Raw genomic sequence first — 25,384 nt, forward strand, 5'->3', positions numbered from 1 at the left:
CGCCGCAAGTAACATTCAGAACGCCCGCGCCCTTCCGTGGCGGACGTTTTCCCTCCCCAGCCAAGAGCAGCACGTCCTTGTCCCTTTCCGGCCTCATCACCGCGCTGGCGACCCCCTTCCGGGCCGACGGCGCACTCGACCCCGACGGTTGGCAGCGCCTGCTGCACCTGCAGCTGGAGGGCGGCGTCCAAGGCGTTGTCGTTGCCGGCTCCACCGGCGAGGCAGCCACCCTGTCCGATGCGGAGTACGACCAGCTGCTGGCCAGCGCGGTCGAACGCATTGCCGGCCGCGTTCCGGTCCTGGCCGGTACCGGCCTGTCCGGCACCGCCAAAACCATCGAACAGACCCGCCGTGCTGCCGCGCTTGGCGCCACCCACGCGCTGGTGGTCACCCCGCCGTACGTGCGGCCGACCCAGGCTGGCCTGATCGCGCATTACCGCGCGGTCGCCGACCAGGCCGGAGTGCCGGTGGTGCTGTACAACGTGCCCGGCCGCACCGGCTGCGACATGCTGCCGGAGACCGTGGCCGAGCTCGCCAGCCATCCGAACATCGTCGGCATCAAGGAAGCGGTGGGCGATACCGGCCGCGTGCGGGCACTGCTTGACCTGCGCAGCCCGACCTTTGCCGTGCTCACCGGCGATGACGGCACGGCCGCACGTTCGATCCAGGCCGGCATGGACGGTCTGATCTCGGTCGGTTCCAACGTGCTGCCCGGCGCCTATCGCCGGATGTGCGATCTGGCCGCTGCCCGCGACCACGAAGCCGTTGAATCCTGGGACGCTCGCCTGCAGCCGTTCCATGACTTCTGCGGTGTCGAATCCAACCCGATTCCGGTCAAGGCGCTGTTGCGTCGGATCGGCATCGGTCACGATCTGCGCCTGCCGCTGCTGCCGCTTTCGGCCGCACACGCGCCTGCCGCCGACCATCTCGCCGGCGATATCGCCGCCCTCGAAGCCCTTTCCAGCCACTGACCTTCCGTCTTGGTCTGATCCAGGAGATTCACATGCGCCAATCCGTTTCCGCCGTCCGCGTGCTGTCCTTCGCGCTCCTTGCCGTGGCCACCGCAGCCGGCACCACCGGTTGCTTCAAGCGTGGCGTCAAGGGCGACTACGCTCTGGCCCCGGAAGTGCGTCCGCTGGAAGTGCCGCCGGACCTGAACCTGCCGGCAGGCGCCGGCAACAACCAGGTGCCGACCCTGAGCTCGGCGACCAAGCCGGCCACCCCGGCCGCCGCTGCCCCCGCCGTCAGCGCCACCGGTTTCACCATTGCCGGCAGCAAGGATGAAGCCTTCGCCAAGGTCGGTACCGCGCTGGAAGGCGTGGAAGGCCTGACCATCGCTACCCGCGCGCAGCTGTTGGGTTCGTACGACGTGGCCTATGAAGGCAGCAACTTCCTGGTCCGCGTGGTCGCCGTCGACGCCGGCGCCTACATCTCCGCGGTCGACCCGCGTGGCCTGCCGGCCACCGCCGAAGCCCCGGTGAAGCTGATTGCCGCGCTGAAGGCCAAGCTGGCCCCGTGATGGCCGGTTGGGCGGGTGCGGACCCTGCTGGTTCGCACCTGCCGTGGTAGAGGCCGACCCTGGTCGGCGCCTTTGTCCCAACCAAGGTTGGCAGCTACCAGGGCCAGAACAGAAAAGGGCGCCTTGGGCGCCCTTTTCATTGCCCGCTGGTTCGCACCTGCCGTGGTGGAGGCCGACCTTGGTCGGCGCTTTTGTGCCAACCAAGGTTGGCAGCTACCAGGGCCGGAACAGAAAAGGGCGCCCTGGGCGCCCTTTTCATTGCCTGCGGGTTCGCACCTGCCGTGGTAGAGGCCGACCTTGGTCGGCGCTTTTGTGCCAACCAAGGTTGGCAGCTACCACGGCCATGGTGCCTGCGCCTCAGCGCTCCAGCAACTTCAGCTTGTCCGGCTTGCCATCCCACTCACCGGCGTCGGCCGGCGGGTCCTTGCGCACGGTCAGCACCGGCCATTCCTTCGCCAGTTCTGCATTGAGGGCGACGAAACCTTCCTGGCCGGCGGGAACATCGTCTTCCGGGAAGATCGCGTTGACCGGGCACTCGGGTTCGCAGAGGGTGCAGTCAATGCACTCGTCCGGGTCGATCACCAGGAAGTTCGGGCCTTCGTGGAAGCAATCCACGGGACACACTTCCACGCAATCGGTGTGTTTGCACTTGATGCAGTTTTCGGTGACGACAAATGGCATGGGTAGAGGGCGAATCGCTTTCTGAACCTGCCAATTCTAGAACAGGTTGGCCCCCGGTGTCGGTTGCCGTGTGAAAGTGGGGCGGATGGGCGGCCCGAAGACCCATTTGGCGGCGTGCCCGCCCTGTGCGACGCTGCCAGGGCCGCCGGCCCGCTTCGGTCGGCCCCCTTCCTTGCAGGATCCTTCATGTCGCCAGTCCAGCCCGGTGCCGCCTCCAACGGCGGTGAGAACACTGCCTTCATCGTCCTGATCAGTTGCGCCGCCACCCTCGGCGGGTTCCTGTTCGGCTTCGATAGTGGCGTCATCAATGGCACCGTCGATGGCCTGCGCCAGGCCTTCAACTCCAGCGAGGCCGCGCTCGGCTTCGAGGTCGCCTCGATGCTGCTGGGGTGCGCGATCGGCGCGTTCGTGGCCGGTTGGCTTGGCGATCGGCTGGGACGTCGCGGCGTGCTGATCGTGGCGGCCGTGATGTTCCTGGTGTCGGCGCTGGGCGCCGGCGCTGCACATGCCTCCTGGTTGTTCGTCTGCGCACGCGTGCTCGGCGGGTTCGCTGTCGGTGCGGCCAGCGTGATGTCGCCGGCCTACATCGCCGAAGTCGCCTCTGCGCGCTATCGCGGCCGGCTGGCGACCGTGCAGCAGATGGCGATCATCTGCGGCCTGTTCGCAGCGTTCCTCAGCAACTATCTGCTGGCCCGGGCGGCGGGTGCGTCGACCGAGCCGCTCTGGCTGGGGCAGGAAGCCTGGCGCTGGATGTTCTGGATGCAGGCACTGCCGTCGCTGCTGTTCCTGCTGTTGTTGCTGGTGATCCCGGAAAGCCCGCGCTTCCTGGTGATGAAGGGCCGGCAGGCGCAGGCGAGGGCGGTGCTTGGCCGGTTGTACGGCGAACGTGCCGCGGTGAACAAGCAGGCCGAGATCGAAGCCAGCCTGGCCCAGGACCAGCACAAGCCGCGATTCGGCGACCTGGTCAACAAGGCCACCGGCAAGCTGCGCCCCATCGTCTGGGTCGGCATCGGCTTGGCGATGTTCCAGCAGCTGGTCGGCATCAATGTGGTGTTCTATTACGGCGCGGTGCTGTGGCAGGCGGTGGGTTTCTCGGAAAGCGATGCGCTGCTGATCAACGTCCTGTCCGGTGCGCTGAGCATCGGCGCCTGCCTGCTGACGGTGGTGCTGATCGATCGCATCGGCCGCAAGCCGCTGCTGTGGGTCGGTTCGGTCGGCATGTCGGTGGCCCTGGTGCTGATGGTGGTGGCCTTCGCCAGCGGCAGCCTGGCCGAGGGGCGCCTGCAGCTGTCCGACGGCATGGGCCGGCTGGCGCTGGTAGCGGCCAACGTCTATGTGGTGTTCTTCAACATGTCGTGGGGCCCGGTGATGTGGGTGATGCTGGGCGAGATGTTCCCGAACCAGATCCGCGGCCCGGCGTTGGCCGTGGCCGGTGCGGCGCAGTGGACGTCGAATTTCGCGATCACCGTGACCTTCCCGATGCTGCTGGCCGGCATCGGCCTGGCCGGTGCGTACGGCATCTACACCGTCGCCGCGATCCTCTCGATCATCTTCGTCATCCGCTACGTGCGCGAGACCAAGGGCAAGGAGCTGGAGCAGATGGAAGGCTGATGGCTTGGCCTGAGTTTCAGCGCCTCCCTGTTCCGAGGGGAGGCGGCAGGCCAGCCGCTCCAGGACACGCCGTATACCCATCCATGGGGGCTCGATGGCGCCATCCATGGCGCCAACGGTCCTGGATCGGCTGGCCTGCCGCCTCTCGACAGATCGCGGGTGGCGGACACACGCAAGCGCGTCCGGGCTGATCTGCTTCGGAGGAGCGAGGCTGTTCTTGATCTTGCCGCCGGCGCGGGAATTGTCAGGAGGGGGCGGGCCACCCTGTCCTGGACCGTTGGCGCCATGGATGGCGCCATCGAGCACCATGGATGGGCTTTTGCGTGTCCAGGACAGGGTGGCCCGCCCCCTCCCTCGCAGGAACAAGGAGGCGCTCAAGCGACCAGCCCAGTCGGCGACACGAATCCGGAAAACAGAAAAGCCCGCACAAGGCGGGCTTTTTCGGTTCCTGCTGCGGCGACTGGTGCTCCCTAGGGGACTCGAACCCCTGTTTTAGCCTTGAGAGGGCCACGTCCTAACCACTAGACGAAGGGAGCAGTGTGTCGCTGCCGGTGCAGGAGCGCTAGTATATGCACCTCGATGCCATTGGGCAATCCCGAAACTTCAACCGGAAGCGCCAACATCATTTCCTCTGCTACATCACCGTTCAGCCTGCGCGTCATCCCGCGCGACCAGCACACGATCTCCCGCAAGGACATCAGCCCGAACGCTTTGCGCGTGCTTTATCGACTGCGCGATGCCGGCTTCGGCGCCTACCTTGTCGGCGGCGCGGTGCGCGATCTGCTGGTCAATGGCCAACCCAAGGATTTCGACGTGGCCACCGATGCCACGCCCGAACAGGTCAAGCAGTTGTTCCGCAACTGCCGCCTGATCGGCCGCCGTTTCCGCCTGGCCCATGTTGTGTTCGGCCGCGAGATCATCGAAGTCGCCACCTTCCGTGCCAACATCGATGACGGTAGCGGCGACCGCGAGATGGAAAACGGCATGCTCGTGCGCGACAACGTGTACGGCAGCATCGAAGACGACGCCATCCGCCGCGACTTCACCTGCAATGCCCTGTATTACGCCATCGAGGACTTCTCGGTGCGTGACTACACCGGCGGCTTCGAAGACGTGCAGGCACGCCTGATGAAGCTCATCGGCGACCCGGTGCAGCGTTACCAGGAAGACCCGGTGCGCATGCTGCGTGCGGTCCGCCTGGCGGCCAAGCTCGGCTTCCAGATCGAAGAGGGCACTGCCGCACCGATCCCGCAGCTGGCCGGCCTGCTCAACGAAGCCGCACCGGCGCGCCTGTTCGAGGAAGTCCTGAAGCTGTTCCTGTCCGGGCATGGCGTTGCCAGCTTCGAAGGACTGGAACGCTACGGCCTGTTCGACGTGCTGTTCCCGGAAAGCGCCAAGGCGCTGAAGTCGAACCGCACCGGCGCGCTGCGTCGCATGCTGGTCGAGGGCCTGGCCAACACCGATGCACGCGTGGCCAATGACGAGCCCGTGTCGCCGGCGTTCCTGTTCGCGCTGTTGCTGTGGCCGGCTTACTGCCGCGCACAGGCAACGCTGCTCAAGCAGGGCGTGGCACCGGAAGAGGCACAGCGTCGTGCCGCCGACCGTGTCACCGTGCAGCAGCTGAGCACCATTGCATTGCCGCGCCGTTTCTCGCTGCCGATGCAGGAGATCTGGCTGCTGCAGGCGCGCTTCAGTTCGCGCCAGCGCAAGCGCGTGATGCGCACGCTCAGCCACCCCCGTTTCCGCGCCGCCTTCGATTTCCTGGCCCTGCGCCAGGTGGCATCGGCAGAGCACGAGGCCGACGTCGCGTTCTGGCGCGAAGCGCAGGCGCAGTCCGGGCATGAGCTGGATTCGTCGCTGGATTCCCTGCACAGCGATGCCGGCGATGAGGAGGGTGGAGCGCCGCGCAAGCGTCGTCGTCGCCGTCGTCGTCCCGATGGCGCAGCTGCCGGTGCTGCCGAGTAATCCATGACCGGTGCCTGGATCGGGCTGGGCGCCAATCTTGGCGACGCAGCCAACACCGTCCGCGCGGCCATTGCCGCGCTGGACGAGCTGCCCGGAACCCGGCTGAGGCAGGCCTCGCGGTTGTACGCGACGCCGGCATGGGGCAACGAGGACCAGCCACCGTTCGTCAACGCAGTGGCCTCGGTCGACACCGATCTGCCCGCCGTCGAGCTGCTGCAGGCCATGCTCGCGCTGGAGCAGCGCTTCGGCCGCGTACGTGATCCCGCCGTGCACTGGGGGCCGCGTGCGCTGGATCTGGATCTGCTGCTGTTCGGCGAGCAGGTGCTGGACCTGCCCGAGCTGAAGGTGCCGCATCCCTACCTGCACGAGCGTGCGTTCGTGTTGGTGCCATTGGCCGAAATCGCCGCCGATCTGGCCATTCCCGGCCACGGTCGCGTACGGGATGCAGTGATGCGGGTGGATGCCTGCGGGATCGCGCCGTTAGGGTGATAATGCCCGGGTTATCTCCCCCGGTTATCAGCACATGAGCACCCACGCAGACAGCAAGCCCTGGACCGTTCCCGCCCTGGCCGAGGCCAAGCGCAATGGCCAGAAGCTGGTCATGTTGACCGCCTACGACGCAGGCTTCGCCCGCACCTTCGATGCCAATGGCGTCGACCTGATCCTGATCGGCGATTCGCTGGGCATGGTCGTGCAGGGGCACGATTCGACCCTGCCGGTGACCGTCGCCGACATGGTCTATCACACCCGCGCAGTCGCCCGCGTGCTGCAGCGTGCGCTGCTGATCGCCGACCTGCCGTTCGGCGCCGATGCCACCCCGGAACGCGCGCTGGATGCTTCGCTGCAGCTGCTGCAGGCGGGTGCGGAGATGGTCAAGATCGAAGGCGCCGGCTTCAAGGTCGACATCATCCGCTACCTGGTCGAGCGCGAGATCCCGGTGTGTTCGCACCTGGGCCTGACCCCGCAGTCGGTGCTGCGCCTGGGTGGCTTCAAGATCCAGGGCCGTGGTGATGCCGCGCGCCAGCTGGTGGACGATGCCAAGGCCGTGGCTGAAGCCGGTGCCAGCATCATGGTGCTCGAATGCGTGCCGAGCCCGGTTGCCGCCGCCGTCACCGCCGCGGTGCCGGTGCCGACCATCGGTATCGGTGCCGGTCCGCAGTGCGACGGCCAGGTGCTGGTGCTGCACGATTTCCTCGGTCTGGACAGCGGCCACCGTCGCCCGAAGTTCGTCAAGGACTTCCTGGCTGAAGGCGGTTCGGTGGCCGGCGCCACCCGTGCCTACGCCGATGCCGTGCGCGATGGCAGCTTCCCCGACGAAGAACACGCGTACGCCCAATGATCCAGACCTTCAACGAACTCGGTGCGCTGCGCGCGCAGATCGCGCAGTGGAAGGGCGAGGGCCTGCGCGTGGCGCTGGTGCCGACCATGGGCAACCTGCACGGCGGGCACCACGCGCTGGTCACCCTGGCAAAGCAGTACGCCGACAAGGTGGTGGCCAGCATCTTCGTCAACCCGACACAGTTCGGGCCGAACGAGGATTTCAGTCGCTATCCGCGCACCCCCGAAGCCGATGTGGCCGGGCTGGAGCAGGTGGGCTGCGATGCGGTGTGGCTGCCCAGCGTCGAAGCGATGTACCCGCTGGGCGTGGACAAGACCACGCAGATGCATGCGCCTGGCGTCAGCGAGGTGCTGGAAGGCGCCAGCCGCCCGGGCCATTTCGATGGCGTGTGCACGGTGGTGGCGCGGCTGTTCCTGCAGGTGCAGCCGGATGTGGCCGTGTTCGGCCGCAAGGACTACCAGCAGCTGGCGGTCATCAAGCAGATGGTGGCCGAGCTGTCGTTCCCGATCCAGATCGTCGGTGCCGAGATCGTGCGTGATGAGGATGGCCTGGCCAAGAGCTCGCGCAACCAGTACCTCAGCGCCGAGCAGCGCCCCTTGGCGACCACCCTTCACCGCACCCTGCTGGGCATGCGCGAAGGCTATGTGGCCGGGCACGCGCGTGAACGCATCGAGGCCGACGCCGTCGCTGCGCTGCAGGCAGCGGGCTTCCAGGTGGATTACGCGGTACTGCGCACTCCGGAGCTGGCCGAGCCGAGTTTCGATGGCGGCGGCCGCGTGGCCCTGATCGCCGCGCGCCTGGGCACCACCCGGTTGATCGACAACCTGGAGTTCTGAACCGCCCCGCGCGGTTGTGCAGGGCGCCCGCAGTGGGCGCCCGTGTTCGCCGGACAAGGATGACCTGCCGATATGACCTCGTTTCCAGCCAGCCCCGGCCGCCGCGCCGTGGCGGCGATCCTGGCGGTGTTCGCCGCCGCGCTGCTGCCTTCGCTGGTGATCGGTGGCCTGATTGCCGGTCTCAGTCTCGGCCAGGAAGTGGCCACGGCCGCGCTGGCGGCCGCATTGATGTTCGTGCTGGCCTTCGCCCACGCCGTGGCGGTGCTGCTGCCGATGGGCCTGATCCTGCTGTCTTCCGGCCGCCTGCGCTGGGTGTGGTTCGCGCTGGTCGGGGCAGGGCTGGGCGCGCTGGCCATGGCCACCTGTGCCTGGCCCGACGGCTCCGGCGGTGCTCTTATGAGCCAGCTGTCCTCTGCGGGCAACTTCGACTGGGCCAGCTATGCCTTCTCGGTACTGGTGGCGGCCGGATTCGGCATGATGGCCGGACTGGCGTTCCATGCCGTGTTCCGGGCCGTGCTCCGGGCCGTGCTGGCCGGCGCCGCGGCGCCATCGCCGGGCGCGCAGCAGCGCACCGGCTGAACGGTCTTCAGCATCCTGCGGCCGCTACCTGACGGTTGCCGCGTGGGTGCTAGAATCCGCTCTTTCCTTTGCCGTTGCAGCGCCCCCATGCACCTGTCCCTGCTCAAGACCAAGATCCACCGCGCCACCGTCACCCATTCCGAGCTGAACTACGAAGGCTCCATCGCCATCGATGACAACCTGCTGGCTGCCACCGGCATCCGTGAGTTCGAGCAGGTGCACATCTGGGACGTGACCAACGGTGCGCGCTTCTCGACCTATGCGATCCGCGCCGAAGCCGGCAGCGGCGTCGTCTCGCTCAATGGTGGCGCCGCGCGCCACGTGCAGGTCGGTGACATCATCATCATTGCCGCCTTCGCCAGCATGACCGAGCAGGAAGCCGACAGCTTCAAGCCGAAGCTGGTGTACGTGGATGGCAACAACCAGATTTCCCACACCAACGACACGATCCCGACCCAGGCCGCATGACAACGAACAACGGATTCGACTCGCTGCATTCCCACGCCCAGCGCCTGAAGGGCGCAAGCATTCCCGGCCTGCTCGCCGCCGAACCCGGCCGTGTACAGGACCTGGCGCTGCGGGTCGGTCCGTTGTATGTCAACTTCGCCCGGCAGAAATACGATGCCGCAGCGTTGCAGGCGCTGTTGGCGCTGGCTGCCGAACGTGATGTCGGCGGCGCCATCACGCGCCTGTTCCGTGGCGAGCAGGTCAACCTGACCGAAGGCCGCGCTGCGCTGCATACCGCGTTGCGCGGTGATGTAGTCGATGCGCCGGTAGCGGCCGAGGCCTATGCCACCGCGCGCGGCATCCGCCAGCGCATGGGCGTGCTGGTGCGCGCGCTGGAAGACAGCGGCGTGACCGATGTGGTCAGCGTCGGCATTGGCGGTTCCGATCTCGGCCCGCGACTGGTCGCCGATGCGCTGCGCCCGGTCACAGGCGCACGCCTGCGCGTGCATTTCGTGTCGAACGTGGACGGCGCCGCCATGCAGCGCACGCTGGCCACGCTGGATCCGGCGAAGACCGCCGGCATCCTCATTTCCAAGACCTTTGGTACCCAGGAAACCCTGCTCAACGGCCAGATCCTGCATGACTGGCTGGGCGGCAGCGACCGTCTGTACGCGGTCAGCGCCAATCCGGAACGCGCCGCCAAGGCCTTCGCCATTGCCGCCGAGCGCGTGCTGCCGATGTGGGACTGGGTGGGCGGCCGCTATTCGCTGTGGTCGGCCGTCGGTTTCCCGATCGCACTGGCCATCGGCTTCGAGCGCTTCGAGCAGCTGCTGGAAGGTGCCGCGCAGATGGATGCGCATGCGCTGGACGCACCACTGGAGCGCAACCTGCCGGTGCTGCACGGCCTGACCGACATCTGGAACCGCAATCTGCTGGGCCACGCCACGCATGCGGTGATGACCTACGACCAGCGCCTGGCGCTGCTGCCGGCCTACCTGCAGCAGCTGGTGATGGAAAGCCTGGGCAAGCGCGTGCAGCGCGATGGCCAGCCGGTCACCACCGACACCGTACCGGTGTGGTGGGGCGGTGCGGGCACCGATGTGCAGCACAGCTTCTTCCAGGCGCTGCACCAGGGCACCAGCATCATCCCGGCCGATTTCATCGGCTGCGTGCACAACGATGATCCGTATACGGTCAACCACCAGGCGCTGATGGCCAACCTGCTGGCGCAGACCGAAGCACTGGCCAACGGCCAGGGCAGCGACGATCCGCACCGCGATTACCCGGGCGGCCGCCCGAGCACGATGATCCTGCTCGACGCGCTCACCCCGCAGGCGCTGGGCGCCTTGATCGCGATGTACGAGCACGCGGTGTACGTGCAGTCGGTGATCTGGAACATCAACGCTTTCGACCAGTTCGGTGTCGAACTGGGCAAGCAGCTGGCCAGTGGCCTGCTGCCGGCCCTGCAGGGCGAGGATGTCCAGATCAATGATCCGCTGACCCGTGAGCTGCTGGCTCAGCTGAATGGCTGAGCGCGGCGCGCCGGATGCGTGCGTCGATGCACTGGCGCGACCTCGTTCGACGAAGGCAGCCCGAGGTGTGGGCGGGTCTGCACCTGACCGTGCAGGCCCCCGTGCGCCCTGCGCTTGTGGTTTCGGTCTGCCCGCCGGACCGGATACGGGTGGGTACCGAGGAACGCCCCATGTTGTGGGCGAGGGTGGAGCCCGACTATTTCGGTGTGGACCTGCTTCGCAGCGCCTCCCCGGCCTCGCCGGCGATCATTCCACCGATCACGGCTGCCGAGGCGAGGGCGTTGCATTCGGATGATCCGGTGCGGACTGCCGCAGCGTGGGCACGTCATTTCGCACAGGCCCTTACCCGTTCGGATCGATCTCCGCTGGCCCAGGGCGAATGGCTGCTGCAGCCGACGCTGCATGGCCTGGAGCGTGCGCGGATGCCGCTCACGCTCGCGTCAGATGCGCTGGCCCGACCGGCGGTGGATACCTTGGACTGGTCGAGCGTGACGCACGGCGAATGCCTGCCTCCCGTCCTGCTGCGGGCACCGTCTCTGGCCACGGCTGGGCGGGTCAAGGCCTGGGCCAGGCAGGCCCGGGCAGGATCACTGCCACCGGTTCTGCTGATGTGGGTCAGTGGCCTGCAGGCACACGTGGTGCTGGACGGACACGACCGGCTGCAGGCAGCCGTGCAGGAGGGCGCAGATGTGCCGGCGCTGGTTCTGCTGCGTCATGGCGAGCGGTGCGTGGATGAGCAGGGCCTGGCGCGCGCTGACATCATCGTCGAGCGGTCTGGCGGCGCGGACATGACAGTCGAGGCCCGCAACCGACTGCTGCTCGATCTGTATAGCCCTGCGCGCGACGTCCTGCCCAGTCGGGCAGATCTGATGCGTGGTGGGGTGGATCAATGGATTGCAGAAGTGGACGCCGAGGCCAGGCAGGGCGAGGATGTCCAGATCAATGATCCGCTGACCCGTGAGCTGCTGGCGCAGCTGAAGGGCTGACGCGGGCGGGGAATGCCGCCGGGCATGGCCCGGCGCTACCCTTCGTCATGCCGGTAGCGCCGGGCCATGCCCGGCGAATACGACGACGCATCACCGGCTCGGATCGCGTTCCGGGCTCGGCCGCTTGGCCAGCTTGCGCTGCAGCGAACGCCGGTGCATGCCGAGCAGCCGCGCGGCCGCCGACACATTGCCGCCGGTTTCATGCATCGCCTGCTGGATGTGTTCCCACTGCAGGCGGCTGATCGGGGTCATCGCATCGGGCACTTCCATCTCGCCGTCATCGGCGGGGCCATCGTCTTCCTCGCCCAGCGCACGCAGGATCATCGGTACCGTCGATGGCTTCGGCAGGTAGTCGTCGGCGCCCAGCTTGATCGCCTCCACTGCGGTGGCGATGCTGGCATAGCCGGTCACCAGCAGGATCCGCATGTCTGCGCGCAGCGCGCGCAACGGCTGTATCAGGGCCAGGCCGGAATCGCTGCCCAGCTTCAGGTCGATCAACGCGAACGCCGGCGGATGCTGGCGGGCCAGTGCCAGCGCGCTGGCGGCATCCTGTGCGGTCTGCGTCTCCAGCCCTTTGCGGGCCAGGCTGCGCTGCAGGGTGCGCAGGTAGAGTTCGTCGTCGTCGACCAGCAGGCCAAGGGTGGAAGCAGTCATGGTCATTCCTCGCGGGGGGCCAGCGGCAGGCGGAAGCCGACGCGGCTACCGGCCCCTTGGGCCGGGCGCATCCACATCTCGCCGTCCAGGCGTTCGATGGTGGCATGGGACAGGGCAAGACCGACGCCCATGCCTTCACTCTTGCTGCTGCCGAACAGCTTGCCCGGCAGCACGGCGGCGCGGGCGTTGAAGCCATGGCCGTAGTCGCGCACTTCGCCGATCAGGTCGTCGCCTTCGATGCGCAGGCTGAGATCGACGCGCGGTCGGCCGGCCTGCTCGCCGGCATCGGCCGCGTTGTTCAGCAGCACCATCAGCAGGTGGCCGACGCCCGGGTCCAGCGGCAGGCGCAGCGGTGCGTCGTCGTTGCGATGCAGGTCGATGGTCGGGCGCACCAGCCGCCATTGCTCCAGCACCTGCTGGGCCGTGGAGTGGGCGCGCCCGGGGCCGTCATTGGAGGCCGGCGCGGCCAGGGCCAGCACGCGCTCCCGGCACTGCACCAGCAGTTCGCGCAGGGTTTCCATATCCTCGCGCACTTCCGGTTCTTCGCTGCGTTCAGCCACGTCGTCGGCGAGCAGGGTCATCGTCGCCAGCGGCGTGTTCAGTTCGTGCGCCACCGAGGCTGCATGCGTGGCCAGGGCGACGATGCCCTCGTTGCGCGCGAAGCGTTCGCGCAGTGCCGACAGTTCCAGCTCGCGCTCGCGCAGCGCGATCGCCAGCCGGGTAGAGAAGATCAGTACGACCGCAGCGGACAGCAGGAAGGTGGCGATCACGCCCCAGCGATTGAGGTCCAGTGCGTTGAAATAGCCCGCCGGCAGCGGTTGCCCGAACAGTCCGCTGGCCGCGTAGCCCAGCAGGCAGGCGCTGGCCACGGCCAGTGCCCAGCGCAGGGGCAGGGCGAAGGCCGCCAGGGCGATCAGGATCAGGAACAGCGAGCCGAACGGATTGGCGATGCCGCCGCTCCAGCTGACCATCCAGGTGAGGATGATCACGTCCACCAGGATGTGGCCGAAGGCGGTCAGCGGCGCGGTATCGGCCGGCTCCGGGCGCAGCTGCGTATACAGGTTGAATACGGCGAGCACGGCCACGCCCGACCACAGCGGCAGTTGCGGCAAGGGCAGTCCCAGCACCCAGGTCGCAACCAGGATGGTGGCCGCCTGGCCAGCCACGGCCAACCAGCGCAGGCTGCACAGGGTTCGGAGAAACGGGGCGTCGGGACCGGTCATTCGCGCCCATCGTATGCGTTCGCGGGGACGGCTGCCTGCGACAATCGGCCGCAGCCGGACTGTCGCCTGAATGCGACACACCCGGAAGGTCGGGGCGGGCGTTAGAATGCCCGCATGCATGACGCCGTCACCCGCCCTACAGCCCCCTCCGATGCCACTTCCTGGCCCCGTCGCCTGACCCAAGCGGTCCAGATCGGTGGAGTCACCGTGGGCGGTGGCAAGCCGGTCGTGGTGCAGTCGATGACCAATACCGACACGTCCGATGTGGCGTCCAGCGTCAAGCAGGTCGCTGAGCTCTGGCGTGCCGGCTCGGAAATGGTGCGCCTGACCGTCAACACGGTCGAAGCGGCCGCGGCGATCCCGCGCATCGTCGACAAGCTGGCGATGATGGGCATCGACGTACCGCTGATCGGCGACTTCCACTACAACGGCCACCAGCTGCTGACGGCCGAGCCGGCCTGCGCCGAAGCACTGGCCAAGTACCGCATCAACCCGGGCAACGTGGGCTTCGGCAAGAAGAAGGACCTGCAGTTCGCGCAGCTGATCGAGTTCGCCATCCGCTACAACAAGCCGGTGCGCATCGGCGCCAACTGGGGCTCGCTGGACCAGGCCCTGGCGGCCAAGCTGATGGACGAGAACAACCACCGCGAACAGCCCTGGGACGCCGGCCGCGTGCTGCGCGAGGCGCTGATCCGTTCGGCGCTGGATTCGGCCGAGCAGGCGGTGGACATAGGCCTGCCGCGCGATCGGATCATCCTGTCGGCCAAGGTCAGCGGCGTGCAGGAGCTGATCGCGGTCTACCGCGACCTGGCCCAGCGTTCGGACTTCGCCCTGCATCTGGGCCTGACCGAAGCCGGTATCGGCAGCAAGGGCATCGTTGCCTCGGCGGCGGCGCTCAGCGTGCTGCTGCAGGAAGGCATCGGCGACACCATCCGCATTTCGCTGACGCCCGAACCGGGCCAGTCGCGCACGCAGGAAGTGATCGTCGCCCAGGAACTGCTGCAGACCACCGGCCAGCGCGCCTTCACTCCGCTGGTCACGGCGTGCCCGGGCTGCGGCCGTACCACCTCGGAATTCTTCCAGGAGCTGGCCAAGGTGGTGCAGAACCACGTGCGCGAAAAGATGCCGCTGTGGAAGATCCAGCACCCGGGTGCGGAGAACATGACCCTGGCGGTGATGGGCTGCGTGGTCAACGGGCCGGGGGAGTCGCGGCATGCCAACATCGGCATCTCGCTGCCGGGCACCGGTGAAGCACCGTCGGCACCGGTGTTCGTCGATGGCGAGAAGAAGGTGACCCTGCGTGGCGAGAACATCGCCCAGGAATTCGTCGCCCTGATCGATGATTACGTTGAACGCACCTATGTCCGAAGCGCCGGGTAAGCCGACGATCCTCGCTGCACCGGAGCCCGCCTCCGGCTTCCGCCACTGGATGGCGCGCAATGCCTGGCGGCTGCTGCTGCTGTTTGCCGGCGTGCTGCTGCCGCTGGCCGGATTCGTCGCCCTGGCCGACGAGGTGCACGAGTTCGAATCCTTCCATTTCGATGCGCCGCTGCTGTGGCAGATGCACGGCCTGCATTCGCCGTGGCTGGACCATGTGTTCGTGCTGCTGTCGAAGCTGGGCTACGAGTGGTTCCTGATCCCGGCTGATGTGCTGATTGTCGGTGCACTGGCCTGGCACCGGCGTTGGCGTGAAGCGACCTTCGTGGCCGTGAGCTTCGTAGGGTCGGCGCTGCTCAACATGGGCAGCAAGCACTTCTTCCAGCGCGACCGGCCCAGTCTGTGGGAATCGATCGCGCCGGAATCCACGTTCAGTTTCCCCAGTGGCCACGCGATGGGCTCGATGACCCTGGCGGTCACCCTGGTGCTGCTGGCCTGGAATACCCGCTGGCGCTGGCCGGTGCTGCTGCTGGCGCCGTCGTTCAGCCTGCTGGTAAGCGTTTCCCGGGTCTATCTGGGGGTGCATTACCCCTCCGACATCCTCGCCGGGTGGTGTGCCGCGCTGGTTTGGGTGGTAGGGTGCTATCTGGTCATGTTCAGCCGCCGTCATCCATGGCGACGGCACGGTTCGCCGCCAGCGACGGCCAGCGAAGCGATCACGCAAGGGGAGTGACGTGGATGCCCTCCCAAGGGCGTCTACCTGAGGGACGGGTTGTTTCGTTGTAACGGGTTCTGCAGGGCAAGGGGCACGATCAGTGCGTGAAGAATGTGATGCGCAAGGCAGAACGCCGGAATTGCGCAACATCCGCGCTTGCAGTGGTCAGGTGCTCCTGCCTAGGTTGACCCGTATTGGCCGCATTCGAAGAGGTACGTGAATGACGATTCGAGTCTACCTGGTGGATGACCATGCGTTGGTCCGCACCGGGATGAAAATGATACTGTCGAGTGAAACCGACATTGAAGTGGTGGGCGAGGCCGAAACGGGCGAAGACGCGCTGCCCGCGATCCGCCAGCTGCAACCGGACGTGGTGCTGTGTGATCTGCACCTGCCCGGCGTGAGCGGGATGGAAGTAACCGAGCGCATCGTTCGTGGCCACCGCAGCACGCGGGTGGTGATCGTGTCGGTGCTGGAAGACGGTCCGCTGCCCAAGCGCCTGCTCGAAGCCGGCGCCGCCGGTTACATCGGCAAGGGCTGCGATGCGCAGGAACTGCTGCGTGCGGTGCGCGACGTGGCCGCCGGACGACGTTACCTGGGCACGAGCATCGCGCAGAACCTGGCGTTGTCCACCGTGGAAGGCAACGGCTCGCCGTTCGACAACCTGTCGCCGCGTGAGCTGGAAGTGGCATTGCTGCTGACCCAGGGCCTGCGCCAGGAAGATATCGCCCGTCGTCTGAGCCTGAGCGCGAAGACGGTCAACACGCACAAGGCGCGGTTGTTCGAGAAGATGGGAATCCACGACAACATCGCGTTGGCGCGGATGGCCAGCCAGTACGGGCTGGTGGATCCGGCACGGCCGCTGTAAGGATTTCAGCCAACGGCTGAGCCCCTCGCGGTGGTGCGACGGAGTTCGTGGGGTTGGCCCTGCGGAGGGATCGCGCAGGGGACGCCGTGAATCCATCCCTGGAGGCTCGGGCGCGCCATCCATGGCGCTTACGCCCCTGCGCGATCCCTCCGCAGGGCCACGGACAGGTTCCGTGCGCTGCCACCGCGGAATGAAGAAGGGAACGGAAGGAGCGGGTCGCGCGCTTTGCGCGCTTGGGGGCGGATCCCTTTCCCGGCGGGAAAGGGCTCTCACCGCGCAGTGCGTCAGTGACCGCGTACGCGCTTGACGATCTTCGCGGCCTGCGCGGCGCTTTCGCGCACCTTGTCCCACTGGCCGGCGTCGATCCAGTTGCCCGGCACCATCCACGAGCCACCGATGCAGACCACGTTCTTCTGCTCCAGGTACTCGGCGGCGGTGTTCTCGGTGATGCCACCGGTCGGGCACAGCTTGAGGTCGGCGATCGGGCCGGCTACGCCCTTGATCATCGCCAGGCCGCCCACGGCCGTGGCCGGGAACAGCTTGCACACGCGGAAACCGCGCGCGTAGAGCGCCAGCAGTTCGGTCGGCGTCGCCGCACCCGGTACCACCGGCAGCGGTGCCGCAGCCAACGCATCGGCCAGCCCCGGCGGCGTGCCCGGGGTCACCAGGAAATCGGCGCCCGCATCGATCGACTGCTGCATCTGCTCCACCGTCAGCACCGTACCGGCGCCGACCACCACATCCGGCAGCTCACGCTTGAGCACCGCCAGCGCTTCCATCGCCACCGGCGTACGCAGCGTCAGCTCGATCGCCGGCAATCCGCCTTCCAGCAGCGCCGCGCTGACCGCACGTGCCTGGTCCAGCGTATGAATCGTCACCACCGGCAGGATGCCGGCCGCATGCAACAACTCCGCCGCCCGCACCTGATGTTGTTCGATACCCATAGCTCTGCTTCTGCCTTTGCTTTCGCTCTAGTTGTGCTTTCAATGATCACTTCGCGGCGTATCGGCGCCGGAAACTGTGATGCGGCGGAGGGCAGGGCGTCGCCAGGACCGTTCGCGCCATGGATGGCGCGATCGAGCCTACAGGGATGTATTTACGGCGTGTCCTGGCGACGGCCTGCCCTTCGCCGCCCCCTGGAAACCAACCGCCGCCACATACCCGCAACGCGCTTCAATCCCTCAGGCGTCCTTCGCCTCATGCGGCGCCGCCGCCGCAGCAGCATCGTGCCCCAGCTCATACTCCGCGTCGTAGTCCCACGGCCCACCGTCAGCCGCCGCCGGACCACACGAAATCGAGATCGCGCCCTGATCGGCCGGACCCACCACACGCCGGTTGATCGCGAACAGGTTGCGGCCCAGGTCATTGGCGGCCGGCGCCGTATTCGGCGCATGAGTACGCGCGGCCCATTCGGCTGCGTCCACCAGCACTTCAAGCGTGCCGGCCTCACCATCCAGGCGGATGATGTCGCCCTCGCGCACCTTGCCCAGCGGACCACCGCGTGCAGCTTCCGGCGTCACGTGGATGGCGGCGGGAATCTTGCCCGACGCACCGGACAGGCGACCATCGGTGACCAGCGCCACGCGCCGGCCCTGGTTCTGCAGCAGGCCCAGCAGCGGCGCCAGCGAATGCAGTTCCGGCATGCCGTTCGCACGCGGACCCTGGTAACGCACCACCGCCACGAAATGCTCGGGCAGCAGGCCGCCGGCGTGCAGCTTGTTCAGCACCTGCGGCGCATCAACCACCACGGCCGGCGCTTCGATGGTGCGGTACTGCGGCTTCACTGCCGACAATTTGATCAGCGACTTGCCGAGGTTGCCGCGCAGCAGGCGCAGGCCGCCCTGGCTCTCGAACGGGTTGTCGACACCGCGCACCACTTCTTCATCGGCGCTGCGTTCCAGGCCCGGCAGGTACACCAGCTTGCCATCGCGCAGCTGCGGCTCGCGCGCGTAGTCGGCCATGCCGCCACGGGCAACGCTGACCAGATCGCCATGCATCAGGCCGGCCTTGATCAGTTCACCGAACACGAACGCCGGGCCACCCGCTGCAGCGAAGCGGTTCACGTCGGCCTCGCCGTTCGGATAGACGCGCGCCAGCAGCGGGATCAGCTGCGACAGCTCGTCGAAGTCGTCCCAGGTCAGCACGATGCCGGCCGCACGTGCCACCGCGATCCAGTGGATGGTGTGGTTGGTCGAGCCGCCGGTGGCCATCAGCGCGATGATCGCGTTGATGATCGCGCGCTCGTCGATGATCCGGCCCAGCGGACGGAAGTCGTCGCCCAGCGCGGTGATGTCCAGTGCGCGCTCGGTGGCTTCGCGGGTCAGTGCATCGCGCAGCGCCGTGTCCGGATTGACGAACGATGCGCCCGGCAGCTGCACGCCCATCGCTTCCAGCAGCACCTGGTTGGAATTGGCGGTGCCGTAGAAGGTGCAGGTGCCTGCGCCGTGGTAGGACGCCGATTCGGCTTCCAGCAGTTCTTCGCGGGTGGCTTCGCCGGCGGCGTAGCGCTCGCGCACTTCGGCCTTCTGCTTGTTGGGAATGCCCGGCGTCATCGGGCCGGCCGGCACGAACACCGCCGGAAGATGGCCGAAGGCGAGGGCGCCGATCAGCAGGCCCGGCACGATCTTGTCGCACACACCGAGGTACACGGTGCTATCGAACATGTCGTGGCTGAGCCCGATCGCGGTGGCCTGGGCAATGACATCGCGCGAGAACAGCGACAGCTCCATGCCGCCGCGGCCCTGGGTGACGCCGTCGCACATCGCCGGCACAGCGCCGGCCACCTGTGCCGTCGCGCCCAGTTCGCGGGCCACCGCACGGATCTGTTCGGGATAGGTCTCGAACGGCTGGTGCGCCGACAGCATGTCGTTGTAGGCGGTGATGATGCCCAGGTTGGCCGTCACGCCGCCGCGCAGGCGGCTCTTGTCGGTGCCACCACAGGCGGCGAAACCGTGGGCGAGGTTGCCGCAGCTGAGGCGGCTGCGGAACGGGCCATCGCGCAGGGAGGCGTCGATCGCAGCCAGATAGGCGGCGCGCGAAGCGGCGCTGCGGCGGATGACGCGCTCAGTGATGGCTTGCAGTTGCGGATGGAGGCTCATTGGCTACCGGCGTTCGAGGTGGCGAGAGGCAAGCGGCAGCAGGGCGCCGCCGCCGACATCAATCAGCCCAGTGGACGCGCAGGCGCGCGCCTTCCAGGTTGATCGCGTTGAGGATCGGATACTGCTGCGGGTCGTTGCTGTCCAATGCCTGGCGCAGCACCTGCAGCTTCTGCTTGCCGCGCAGCAGCAGCAGACGCTGGCGGCACTGGGCCAGGCCGCGCGGGGTCAGGGTGATGCGCAGCGGCCACTGGTTGGCACCGGGACAGCCGGTGGCATCCAGCGCGGCGTACGGCAGGGTGCTTTCCAGCGCGCGGGTCAGGTCCTTCGAGCCCGGGAACAGCGAGGCGGTATGGCCGTCGTTGCCCATGCCCAGTGCGACCAGGCTTGGGGCCTGGCTGTGCTGGGCCTGCAGGTTGGCGGTGTACACGCATTCGGGCAGCGGCTTGCCGATCCGCACCAGCGGATCGAAGTGCGCACCTTCGGCACGCGTGAGCAGGTTCTCGCGCACCAGCCATGCATTGCTGTCGCGATCCTGCGGCGACAACCAGCGCTCGTCGGCCAGGCTCACTTCAACGCGGTCCCAATGCACGTCCAGCTCGGCCAGCGCCTGGTATACCGGGGCCGGCGTAGTACCGCCGGACAGCAGGATACGTGCGCGGCCCAGTTCGGTGATGTCGTGGTTGATCGCCTGCGCCATTTCGGCTGCAACCGCTTCGATCCAGCCATCGGCATCGCCATGGTTGATGAAGTCGATACGGTCGTCCTGGAAGATGGGGGTCATGCGGCAACTCCTGGTGCGTCACGTTCGGCGTCGGCAGCATAGGCAGCGGCGCCCAGCAGTCCGGCGTGGGGATGCATCACGGCCAGCGACGGCACCCGCGCCATGATCGAAGAGAACCGGCCCTTGTGTTCGAAGCGCTGGCGGAAACCGGAGTGCTGCAATGAATCGAGCATCTTCGGAGTCAGCCCACCGGTCAGGAACACACCATCCCAGGCGCCCTGGGTCAGCACCAGATCACCGGCAATGGCGCCGAACACCGCGCAGAACACATCCACGGTACGCATCGCCTGTGGATCGCCGTGCAGGGCGCGGGCGGTCACGTCCACCGGTTGCAGTTGGCCCGGGTCGATACCCGCCATCTCGCAGATTGCGCGATGGATGTTGACCAGGCCGGGGCCGCAGATCAGCCGCTCGTTGGAGACGCGCCCGAACTGCTCGGACAGGATCTCCAGGATGCGGATCTCTTCCGGCGTTCCCGGCGGGAAGCTGACATGGCCGCCCTCGGTTTCCAGCGGGTAACAGCGGCCGTGGCGAAGGATCAGGCCGCCGACACCGAGGCCGGTACCTGGGCCGATCACTGCGTAGTTGCGCGGCTGACCCGGCTTGCCCGGAACCCAGGCGGCACCGCCGACCTGGACCACGTCATCGGGCTGCAGCAGCGAAATCGCCATCGCCTGCGCGGCGAAGTCGTTGATCAGGTGCAGTTCGTTGAAACCAAGCATCGCGGCCGTGCGGCTGCGCGAGATCACCCACGGATGGTTGGTGATGCGGGCTTCGTCACCATCGACACGACCGGCGACTGCGAACACGCCACGGCTTGCGGTGGCGCCGATCTGCTCCAGATGGTGGCGCGCGGCATCACCCAGCGACGGGAACTCCGCCACTGCGTACTCGCGGATGCTCTCTTTCAGCAGCGGGGCGTCCTGCGAGGTGTCGGCAAGGGCGAAGCGGGCATTGGTACCACCGATGTCGGCGACCAGCACGGGCTGCGAGCTGGCACTCATTCCGACGCTCCGCTATCCGGCGCATCCACGCCCTGCGGCAGGAAGTCGACCGCGTTGGCCGGGCCCCACTGGCCGGCAGGGTAGGGTTCCAGCGGCAGGTTGGCCGCCTTCCAGGCATCGGCAACGCTGTCGATCCAGGCCCAGGCGGCACGCACTTCGTCATCGCGCACGAACAGGGTGTGGTTGCCGTTGAAGGCGTCCAGGAACAGGCGCTCGTAGGCGATACGGCGATGCAGGCCGGTCGGCACCGACAGCTCCAGCTCCAGCGGCTGCAGTTCCAGCGCGCCCCATTCCGGCCCGGCCAGGCTGCTCATCAGGCCCAGTTCGATGTTCTCCTGCGGCTGCAGCTGGAACACCAGGCGGTTCGGTGCGGCCTGCGCACGCTGCGGACGCTCGAACAACCAATGCGTGACCGGCTTGAGGGTCACCACCACGCGGGTGGTGCGCTCGGGCAGGCGCTTGCCGGTGACCAGGTGGAACGGCACGCCGCTCCAGCGCCAGTTGTCGATGTGCGCGGTGACACCGGCGAAGGTCTCCACGTCGCTGCCTTCCGGCGGCTGGTAGGCCTGTGCGGGCTGGCCGTTGATGCTGCCGGCGGTATAGCGGCCGCGCACGCTGTCACGCGCGGCGTGCTTGGCATCCAGCGGGCGCAGTGCGCGCAGCACCTTGACCTTCTCATCGCGGATGCGGTCGGCTTCCAGCGACGCCGGCGGCTCCATCGCCACCATGCACAGCAGCTGCAGGATGTGGCTCTGCACCATGTCGCGCAGGGCGCCTGAGCGCGCGTAGTAGGCATCGCGGCCATCCACGCCTTCGCTTTCGGCGACCAGGATGTGCACCGATTCGATGTAATTGCGGTTCCACACCGCTTCCAGCAGCGTGTTGCCGAAGCGCAGCGCGATCAGGTTCTGTACCGCTGCCTTGCCCAGGTAGTGATCGAGGCGGAACACGCGGTCTTCGTCGATCCACTGGCCGATGGTGGTGATGATCTCCTCGGCGCTTTCGCTGTCGCTGCCGATCGGCTTCTCCAGCATCAGGCGCGCGGGTGCGGCCAGCGCGCCGCCCTTGGCCAGGCCCTCGCAGGTGGAGATGTACAGGCCCGGCGGGATCGCCAGGTAGCTCACGCAGCGGCGGTCGACCAGGTCGGACACGGCAGCGGCGACCGAGTCGACGTCGCGCAGGTCCACCGAGCGGTAGTCGATGCGGCGCAGCAGGGAGGCGATGTCCTCCTGGCTGGCCATCGGCATGGCCTGCTGCAGGCGCGGGCGCAGGATGTCATGGAAGGCTTCGGTGTCGTGGCCCGACAGGGCCAGCGCACGGATGCGGAAATCCTCCGGCAGCAGGCCGTCGCCGAGCAGGCGCAGCAGCGAAGGGAACAGGTAGCGCTGGGCCAGATCACCTGTGGCACCAAACAGGAAGAGTGTGTCGTGCATCGCTCGAGTTTCAGATCCGGGTGACATCGTTGTCAATCGCTTCATGGCTGGGTTCGGGGGACATCCGCGCAACTGCCTGTCCGAGGCTCATCTGGATCGGTTTTCCGGCTTGCCGGAGCACCGTTCCAATCGAAACCACTACAGCGGCAACCCTTCGTTCGGTCGACGATGCAGGTCGGCGCGCACCGACTGTCGGATAGTGCCACGTGAAAACGTTTACATGGCAGAATGGGCAACTGTATTCGATTGCAGTGGTCGCCGTCATGCGGCAACCGCGCAATCATCACTGCCATCGGGAGGGCCGAGGCAGTCCCAAAAGACAGCCCGGCGTCGGGCGGACTGGATGAGTGAAATGGCAAAAGTGCAGTTGCAGGGTGTGCGCAAGGTCTACGACAACGGCCAGGTTGCAGTGAAGGACGCCACCTTCGAGGTCGCCGACGGCGAGTTGATGGTGCTGGTTGGTCCGTCGGGGTGTGGCAAGTCGACCCTGTTGCGGATGGTGGCCGGGCTGGAAGAGATCAGCGGCGGCACGTTGACCATCGGTGATCGCGTGGTCAACGACGTGGCGCCGAAGGACCGCGACATCGCGATGGTGTTCCAGAGTTATGCGCTGTATCCGCACATGACCGTGGCCGAGAACCTGGCCTTTGGCCTGAAGCTGCGCGGGCACGACAAGGCGACCATCGACAAGCGCATCAGCGAAGCCGCGCAGACGCTGGGGCTGACCGACATGATGGGCAAGTTACCCAAGGCGATGTCCGGTGGCCAGCGCCAGCGCGTTGCATTGGGCCGTGCGCTGGTGCGTGAGCCGGCGGTGTTCCTGCTCGACGAGCCGCTGTCCAACCTGGATGCCAAGCTGCGCCACAGCGTGCGCACCGAGATCGCGCAGCTGCACCGCAAGCTGGGCACCACCATGATCTACGTGACCCACGATCAGGTCGAGGCGATGACCCTGGGCCAGCGCATCGTGGTGCTGAAGGACGGCATCATCCAGCAGATCGATACGCCGATGGCGCTGTACGACCGCCCGGCCAACCTGTTCGTGGCCGGCTTCCTCGGCAGCCCGGCGATGAACGTGCTGCGCGGCACGCTGCAGGGCGACGCCGGTGGCGTGACCGTGGTCGATGGCCAGTGGCGTGCCCCGTTGGGGCAGGCGACGATCGATCCGGCGTGGCTGCAGAAGCCGATCGCCGTGGGCGTGCGTCCCGAGCACCTGCAGCCGGCAGGCAGTGAAGACACGCATGCGTTCACCGCGCGCATCGAAGGCATCGAGCCGGTCGGCAACGAGATCTTCGTCAACATGAGCAGCGGCCAGCACGCGCTGACCATGCGCGTGGCGCCGCAGTCGCTGCCGGGCGTGGGCGAGGACATCCGGGTGGCGATCCACCCGCAGGGCCTGCATTTCTTCAACCCGGAAACCGGCGAGCGCCTGTAACCGGTAGTGCCGGCCGCTGGCCGGCAACCTCAACCCGGCGTGGTTGCCGGCCAGTGGCCGGCACTACCCATCCGGTGCGGACCAACGTTCCGCACCCGCCGTGATCCCCAGTAGATCCACGCCATGCGTGGATGACATGCGTGGATGAAATGCCGGATCGGCGCCTCAGCGCGCCAGGCCGTCCAGCAGCGGCATCCGCTGCGCGACCGCGTTGCCCGCCTGCAGTTCGCTGTCGCCGGTCTCCAGCGGCAGCACAGCCAGTGCCAGATCGCCGGCCACGCTGGCCAGGGTGCCGAGTACGACGCCGTCCTGCTGCACGCCATCGCCTGCCTGCGCAGGTGCAGCGGTATGCAGCAGTTGCACCGCGCGCTTGGCCTTGCCGAGGAAATGGGTGCGCGCGACGATTTCCTGGCCGGGGTAGCAGCCCTTCTTCACGCTGTAGCCATTGAGGCGGTCCAGGCCCAGCTGCTGCGGGGTCCACACCTCGCGCTGGCTCTCTGCCAAGCGTGGCAGGCCAAAGCGCAGGTCGGCCTGGCGCCAGGCCAGGGCGAAGGCGGCATCTTCGGCTTCGTCGCTGGCCGGGAAGGCCTCGACCGGGCCGATGCGCAGCGTACGGGGAAGTGCGTCGCTGCCCAGATCCAGCTCCCAACCCTGACTGCCGACCAGCGCGATGGCGGCGCCAGCGGCGGCTTCCGGCGCAGTAAAGGCACCGGCCACGGCCAGGTCTGCATGCACCTGCAGTTTCACTTTGCGGCGGAACACGAAGCGCTGCAGTTGCGACGCAATCGCATCGGCATCACCGTCGGCGAGCACCAGTAGCACATGGTCATCGGCCAGCCGCAGCAGCTGGAACACCGCCAGGGTGCGGCCTTTGGCGCTCAGCCACGCGCTCCACTGCCAGTGCAGCAGGGGCAGGGCGGTCACGTCGCTGCTGAACTGGGCATGGGCAAAAGCCACTGCATCCACGCCCTGCAGGCTCAGCAATTGATGGCCGGGCAGGCGCGGATATGCGACGAAAGCAGGGGGAAGGTTGTCAGGCACGTGAACGAGGTCTAAAATTTGTGCGTTGCGAGACCCATCATGATAGGCCAAACAACCCCCACTCCCGACGCCGAAGCTGAAGCCCCGCTGGTTCCCCCGGTCCCTGTGCCCGTGGAACAACCAGAGGTGGAAGAGGAATTCGGTGGCCGCGGCGGACTTGATCCGGTGCGGTATGGCGATTGGGAAAAAAACGGACGCTGCATCGATTTTTGATCAGCATTGAGCCAACGCGGCCTTATGCCGCCCAGCCGAGACAACGA

General features: G+C 67.2%; 25 protein-coding genes and 1 tRNA gene. 16 read left to right on the forward strand and 10 right to left on the reverse strand.

All coding sequences use genetic code 11. The annotated features are described in order from the left end of the window. Positions 1-77: 77 nt before the first annotated feature. Together dapA and ABIA73_RS15925 are read left to right on the forward strand one after the other, a co-directional pair. Positions 78-971 carry a 4-hydroxy-tetrahydrodipicolinate synthase gene (gene dapA / locus ABIA73_RS15920; RefSeq protein ID WP_025879443.1) on the forward strand — a complete coding sequence of 298 codons (894 nt, stop codon included), beginning with the start codon at positions 78-80 and terminating at the stop codon, positions 969-971. A gap of 32 nt (positions 972-1,003) precedes the next feature. Beyond that, entirely contained in the window at positions 1,004-1,519 is a 516-nt protein-coding gene (locus tag ABIA73_RS15925; protein WP_025879442.1) for a hypothetical protein, read from the forward strand. A 357-nt stretch (positions 1,520-1,876) separates the two neighbouring features. Here the strand turns inward: ABIA73_RS15925 and fdxA are convergent, their stop codons facing one another. Beyond that, positions 1,877-2,200: a ferredoxin FdxA gene (gene fdxA / locus ABIA73_RS15930; protein ID WP_005409054.1), complete on the reverse strand. Its 324-nt coding sequence runs from the start codon at positions 2,198-2,200 to the stop codon at positions 1,877-1,879. Between the two features lie 186 nt (positions 2,201-2,386). On the opposite strand from fdxA, the gene ABIA73_RS15935 reads away from it, so the two are divergent. Next, complete coding sequence (locus ABIA73_RS15935) at positions 2,387-3,811, forward strand: sugar porter family MFS transporter (protein ID WP_025879441.1); 1,425 nt, start codon at positions 2,387-2,389, stop codon at positions 3,809-3,811. Positions 3,812-4,272: 461 nt separating this feature from the next. Here the strand turns inward: ABIA73_RS15935 and ABIA73_RS15940 are convergent. Further along, a tRNA-Glu gene (locus tag ABIA73_RS15940) sits at positions 4,273-4,347 on the reverse strand. Between the two features lie 49 nt (positions 4,348-4,396). On the opposite strand from ABIA73_RS15940, the gene pcnB reads away from it, so the two are divergent. From pcnB to ABIA73_RS15980, 8 genes are all read left to right on the forward strand, one after another. Beyond that, positions 4,397-5,776 (forward strand): polynucleotide adenylyltransferase PcnB, encoded by a 1,380-nt coding sequence (gene pcnB / locus ABIA73_RS15945; RefSeq protein ID WP_033830828.1) that lies wholly within the window; start codon positions 4,397-4,399, stop codon positions 5,774-5,776. A gap of 3 nt (positions 5,777-5,779) precedes the next feature. Next, the gene (gene folK / locus ABIA73_RS15950) at positions 5,780-6,265 is read left to right on the forward strand and encodes a 2-amino-4-hydroxy-6-hydroxymethyldihydropteridine diphosphokinase (RefSeq protein ID WP_080149163.1); all 486 of its coding nucleotides are present in this window, start codon (positions 5,780-5,782) and stop codon (positions 6,263-6,265) included. 34 nt (positions 6,266-6,299) lie between these two features. After that, complete coding sequence (gene panB / locus ABIA73_RS15955; protein ID WP_080149162.1) at positions 6,300-7,115, forward strand: 3-methyl-2-oxobutanoate hydroxymethyltransferase; 816 nt, start codon at positions 6,300-6,302, stop codon at positions 7,113-7,115. Further along, positions 7,112-7,951 carry a pantoate--beta-alanine ligase gene (panC, locus tag ABIA73_RS15960; protein WP_032977891.1) on the forward strand — a complete coding sequence of 280 codons (840 nt, stop codon included), beginning with the start codon at positions 7,112-7,114 and terminating at the stop codon, positions 7,949-7,951. Before panB ends, panC begins: the two co-directional genes overlap by 4 nt. A gap of 72 nt (positions 7,952-8,023) precedes the next feature. Further along, on the forward strand, positions 8,024-8,530 hold the full coding sequence (locus ABIA73_RS15965; protein WP_354276011.1) for a hypothetical protein: 507 nt from the start codon (positions 8,024-8,026) through the stop codon (positions 8,528-8,530). Between the two features lie 87 nt (positions 8,531-8,617). Next, positions 8,618-8,998 carry an aspartate 1-decarboxylase gene (gene panD / locus ABIA73_RS15970; protein ID WP_004153087.1) on the forward strand — a complete coding sequence of 127 codons (381 nt, stop codon included), beginning with the start codon at positions 8,618-8,620 and terminating at the stop codon, positions 8,996-8,998. Continuing rightward, positions 8,995-10,509 carry a glucose-6-phosphate isomerase gene (gene pgi / locus ABIA73_RS15975; RefSeq protein ID WP_354276012.1) on the forward strand — a complete coding sequence of 505 codons (1,515 nt, stop codon included), beginning with the start codon at positions 8,995-8,997 and terminating at the stop codon, positions 10,507-10,509. Before panD ends, pgi begins: the two co-directional genes overlap by 4 nt. A gap of 26 nt (positions 10,510-10,535) precedes the next feature. Further along, a complete protein-coding gene (locus ABIA73_RS15980) occupies positions 10,536-11,495 on the forward strand; it encodes a hypothetical protein (RefSeq protein WP_354276013.1) in 960 nt (319 codons plus the stop codon). A 90-nt stretch (positions 11,496-11,585) separates the two neighbouring features. Here the strand turns inward: ABIA73_RS15980 and ABIA73_RS15985 are convergent, their stop codons facing one another. Both ABIA73_RS15985 and ABIA73_RS15990 read right to left on the reverse strand, forming a co-directional pair. Further along, positions 11,586-12,155, reverse strand: a complete 570-nt coding sequence (locus ABIA73_RS15985; RefSeq protein ID WP_032952096.1) for a response regulator transcription factor — start codon at positions 12,153-12,155, stop codon at positions 11,586-11,588. Beyond that, positions 12,152-13,372, reverse strand: a complete 1,221-nt coding sequence (locus ABIA73_RS15990; RefSeq protein WP_032952097.1) for an ATP-binding protein — start codon at positions 13,370-13,372, stop codon at positions 12,152-12,154. Before ABIA73_RS15990 ends, ABIA73_RS15985 begins: the two co-directional genes overlap by 4 nt. Positions 13,373-13,486: 114 nt before the next feature. On the opposite strand from ABIA73_RS15990, the gene ispG reads away from it, so the two are divergent. The 3 genes from ispG to ABIA73_RS16005 all read left to right on the forward strand — a co-directional run bounded on the left by ispG (position 13,487) and on the right by ABIA73_RS16005 (position 16,332). After that, positions 13,487-14,752, forward strand: coding sequence for a flavodoxin-dependent (E)-4-hydroxy-3-methylbut-2-enyl-diphosphate synthase (gene ispG / locus ABIA73_RS15995; RefSeq protein WP_088101382.1), 1,266 nt, complete (start codon positions 13,487-13,489; stop codon positions 14,750-14,752). Continuing rightward, entirely contained in the window at positions 14,733-15,482 is a 750-nt protein-coding gene (locus ABIA73_RS16000) for a phosphatase PAP2 family protein (protein WP_025878803.1), read from the forward strand. The genes ispG and ABIA73_RS16000 overlap by 20 nt, the downstream gene beginning before the upstream one ends. Positions 15,483-15,684: 202 nt before the next feature. Then, positions 15,685-16,332, forward strand: a complete 648-nt coding sequence (locus ABIA73_RS16005) for a response regulator (RefSeq protein ID WP_025878804.1) — start codon at positions 15,685-15,687, stop codon at positions 16,330-16,332. Positions 16,333-16,616: 284 nt separating this feature from the next. On the opposite strand, the gene eda is transcribed toward ABIA73_RS16005, so the two are convergent. From eda to zwf, 5 genes are all read right to left on the reverse strand, one after another. Beyond that, positions 16,617-17,276 (reverse strand): bifunctional 4-hydroxy-2-oxoglutarate aldolase/2-dehydro-3-deoxy-phosphogluconate aldolase, encoded by a 660-nt coding sequence (gene eda, locus ABIA73_RS16010; RefSeq protein ID WP_218789103.1) that lies wholly within the window; start codon positions 17,274-17,276, stop codon positions 16,617-16,619. 237 nt (positions 17,277-17,513) lie between these two features. Then, complete coding sequence (gene edd, locus ABIA73_RS16015) at positions 17,514-19,430, reverse strand: phosphogluconate dehydratase (protein ID WP_354276014.1); 1,917 nt, start codon at positions 19,428-19,430, stop codon at positions 17,514-17,516. A 58-nt stretch (positions 19,431-19,488) separates the two neighbouring features. Further along, positions 19,489-20,211 carry a 6-phosphogluconolactonase gene (gene pgl / locus ABIA73_RS16020; protein ID WP_025878807.1) on the reverse strand — a complete coding sequence of 241 codons (723 nt, stop codon included), beginning with the start codon at positions 20,209-20,211 and terminating at the stop codon, positions 19,489-19,491. Next, on the reverse strand, positions 20,208-21,215 hold the full coding sequence (gene glk / locus ABIA73_RS16025) for a glucokinase (protein WP_025878808.1): 1,008 nt from the start codon (positions 21,213-21,215) through the stop codon (positions 20,208-20,210). Before glk ends, pgl begins: the two co-directional genes overlap by 4 nt. Further along, positions 21,212-22,648, reverse strand: coding sequence for a glucose-6-phosphate dehydrogenase (gene zwf, locus ABIA73_RS16030; RefSeq protein ID WP_025878809.1), 1,437 nt, complete (start codon positions 22,646-22,648; stop codon positions 21,212-21,214). Before zwf ends, glk begins: the two co-directional genes overlap by 4 nt. Positions 22,649-23,000: 352 nt before the next feature. Between zwf and ABIA73_RS16035 the strand changes: the two genes are divergently transcribed. Then, positions 23,001-24,083 (forward strand): ABC transporter ATP-binding protein, encoded by a 1,083-nt coding sequence (locus tag ABIA73_RS16035; protein ID WP_354276015.1) that lies wholly within the window; start codon positions 23,001-23,003, stop codon positions 24,081-24,083. A 165-nt stretch (positions 24,084-24,248) separates the two neighbouring features. On the opposite strand, the gene ygfZ is transcribed toward ABIA73_RS16035, so the two are convergent. Then, positions 24,249-25,124 (reverse strand): CAF17-like 4Fe-4S cluster assembly/insertion protein YgfZ, encoded by an 876-nt coding sequence (ygfZ, locus tag ABIA73_RS16040; RefSeq protein WP_354276016.1) that lies wholly within the window; start codon positions 25,122-25,124, stop codon positions 24,249-24,251. A gap of 39 nt (positions 25,125-25,163) precedes the next feature. On the opposite strand from ygfZ, the gene ABIA73_RS16045 reads away from it, so the two are divergent. Then, positions 25,164-25,337, forward strand: a complete 174-nt coding sequence (locus tag ABIA73_RS16045; protein WP_080149151.1) for a DUF1674 domain-containing protein — start codon at positions 25,164-25,166, stop codon at positions 25,335-25,337. The last annotated feature ends 47 nt before the right edge of the window (positions 25,338-25,384 follow it).

Origin of the sequence: Stenotrophomonas sp. 2694, from assembly GCF_040548715.1 — a bacterium.
Lineage (GTDB): Bacteria > Pseudomonadota > Gammaproteobacteria > Xanthomonadales > Xanthomonadaceae > Stenotrophomonas > Stenotrophomonas indicatrix.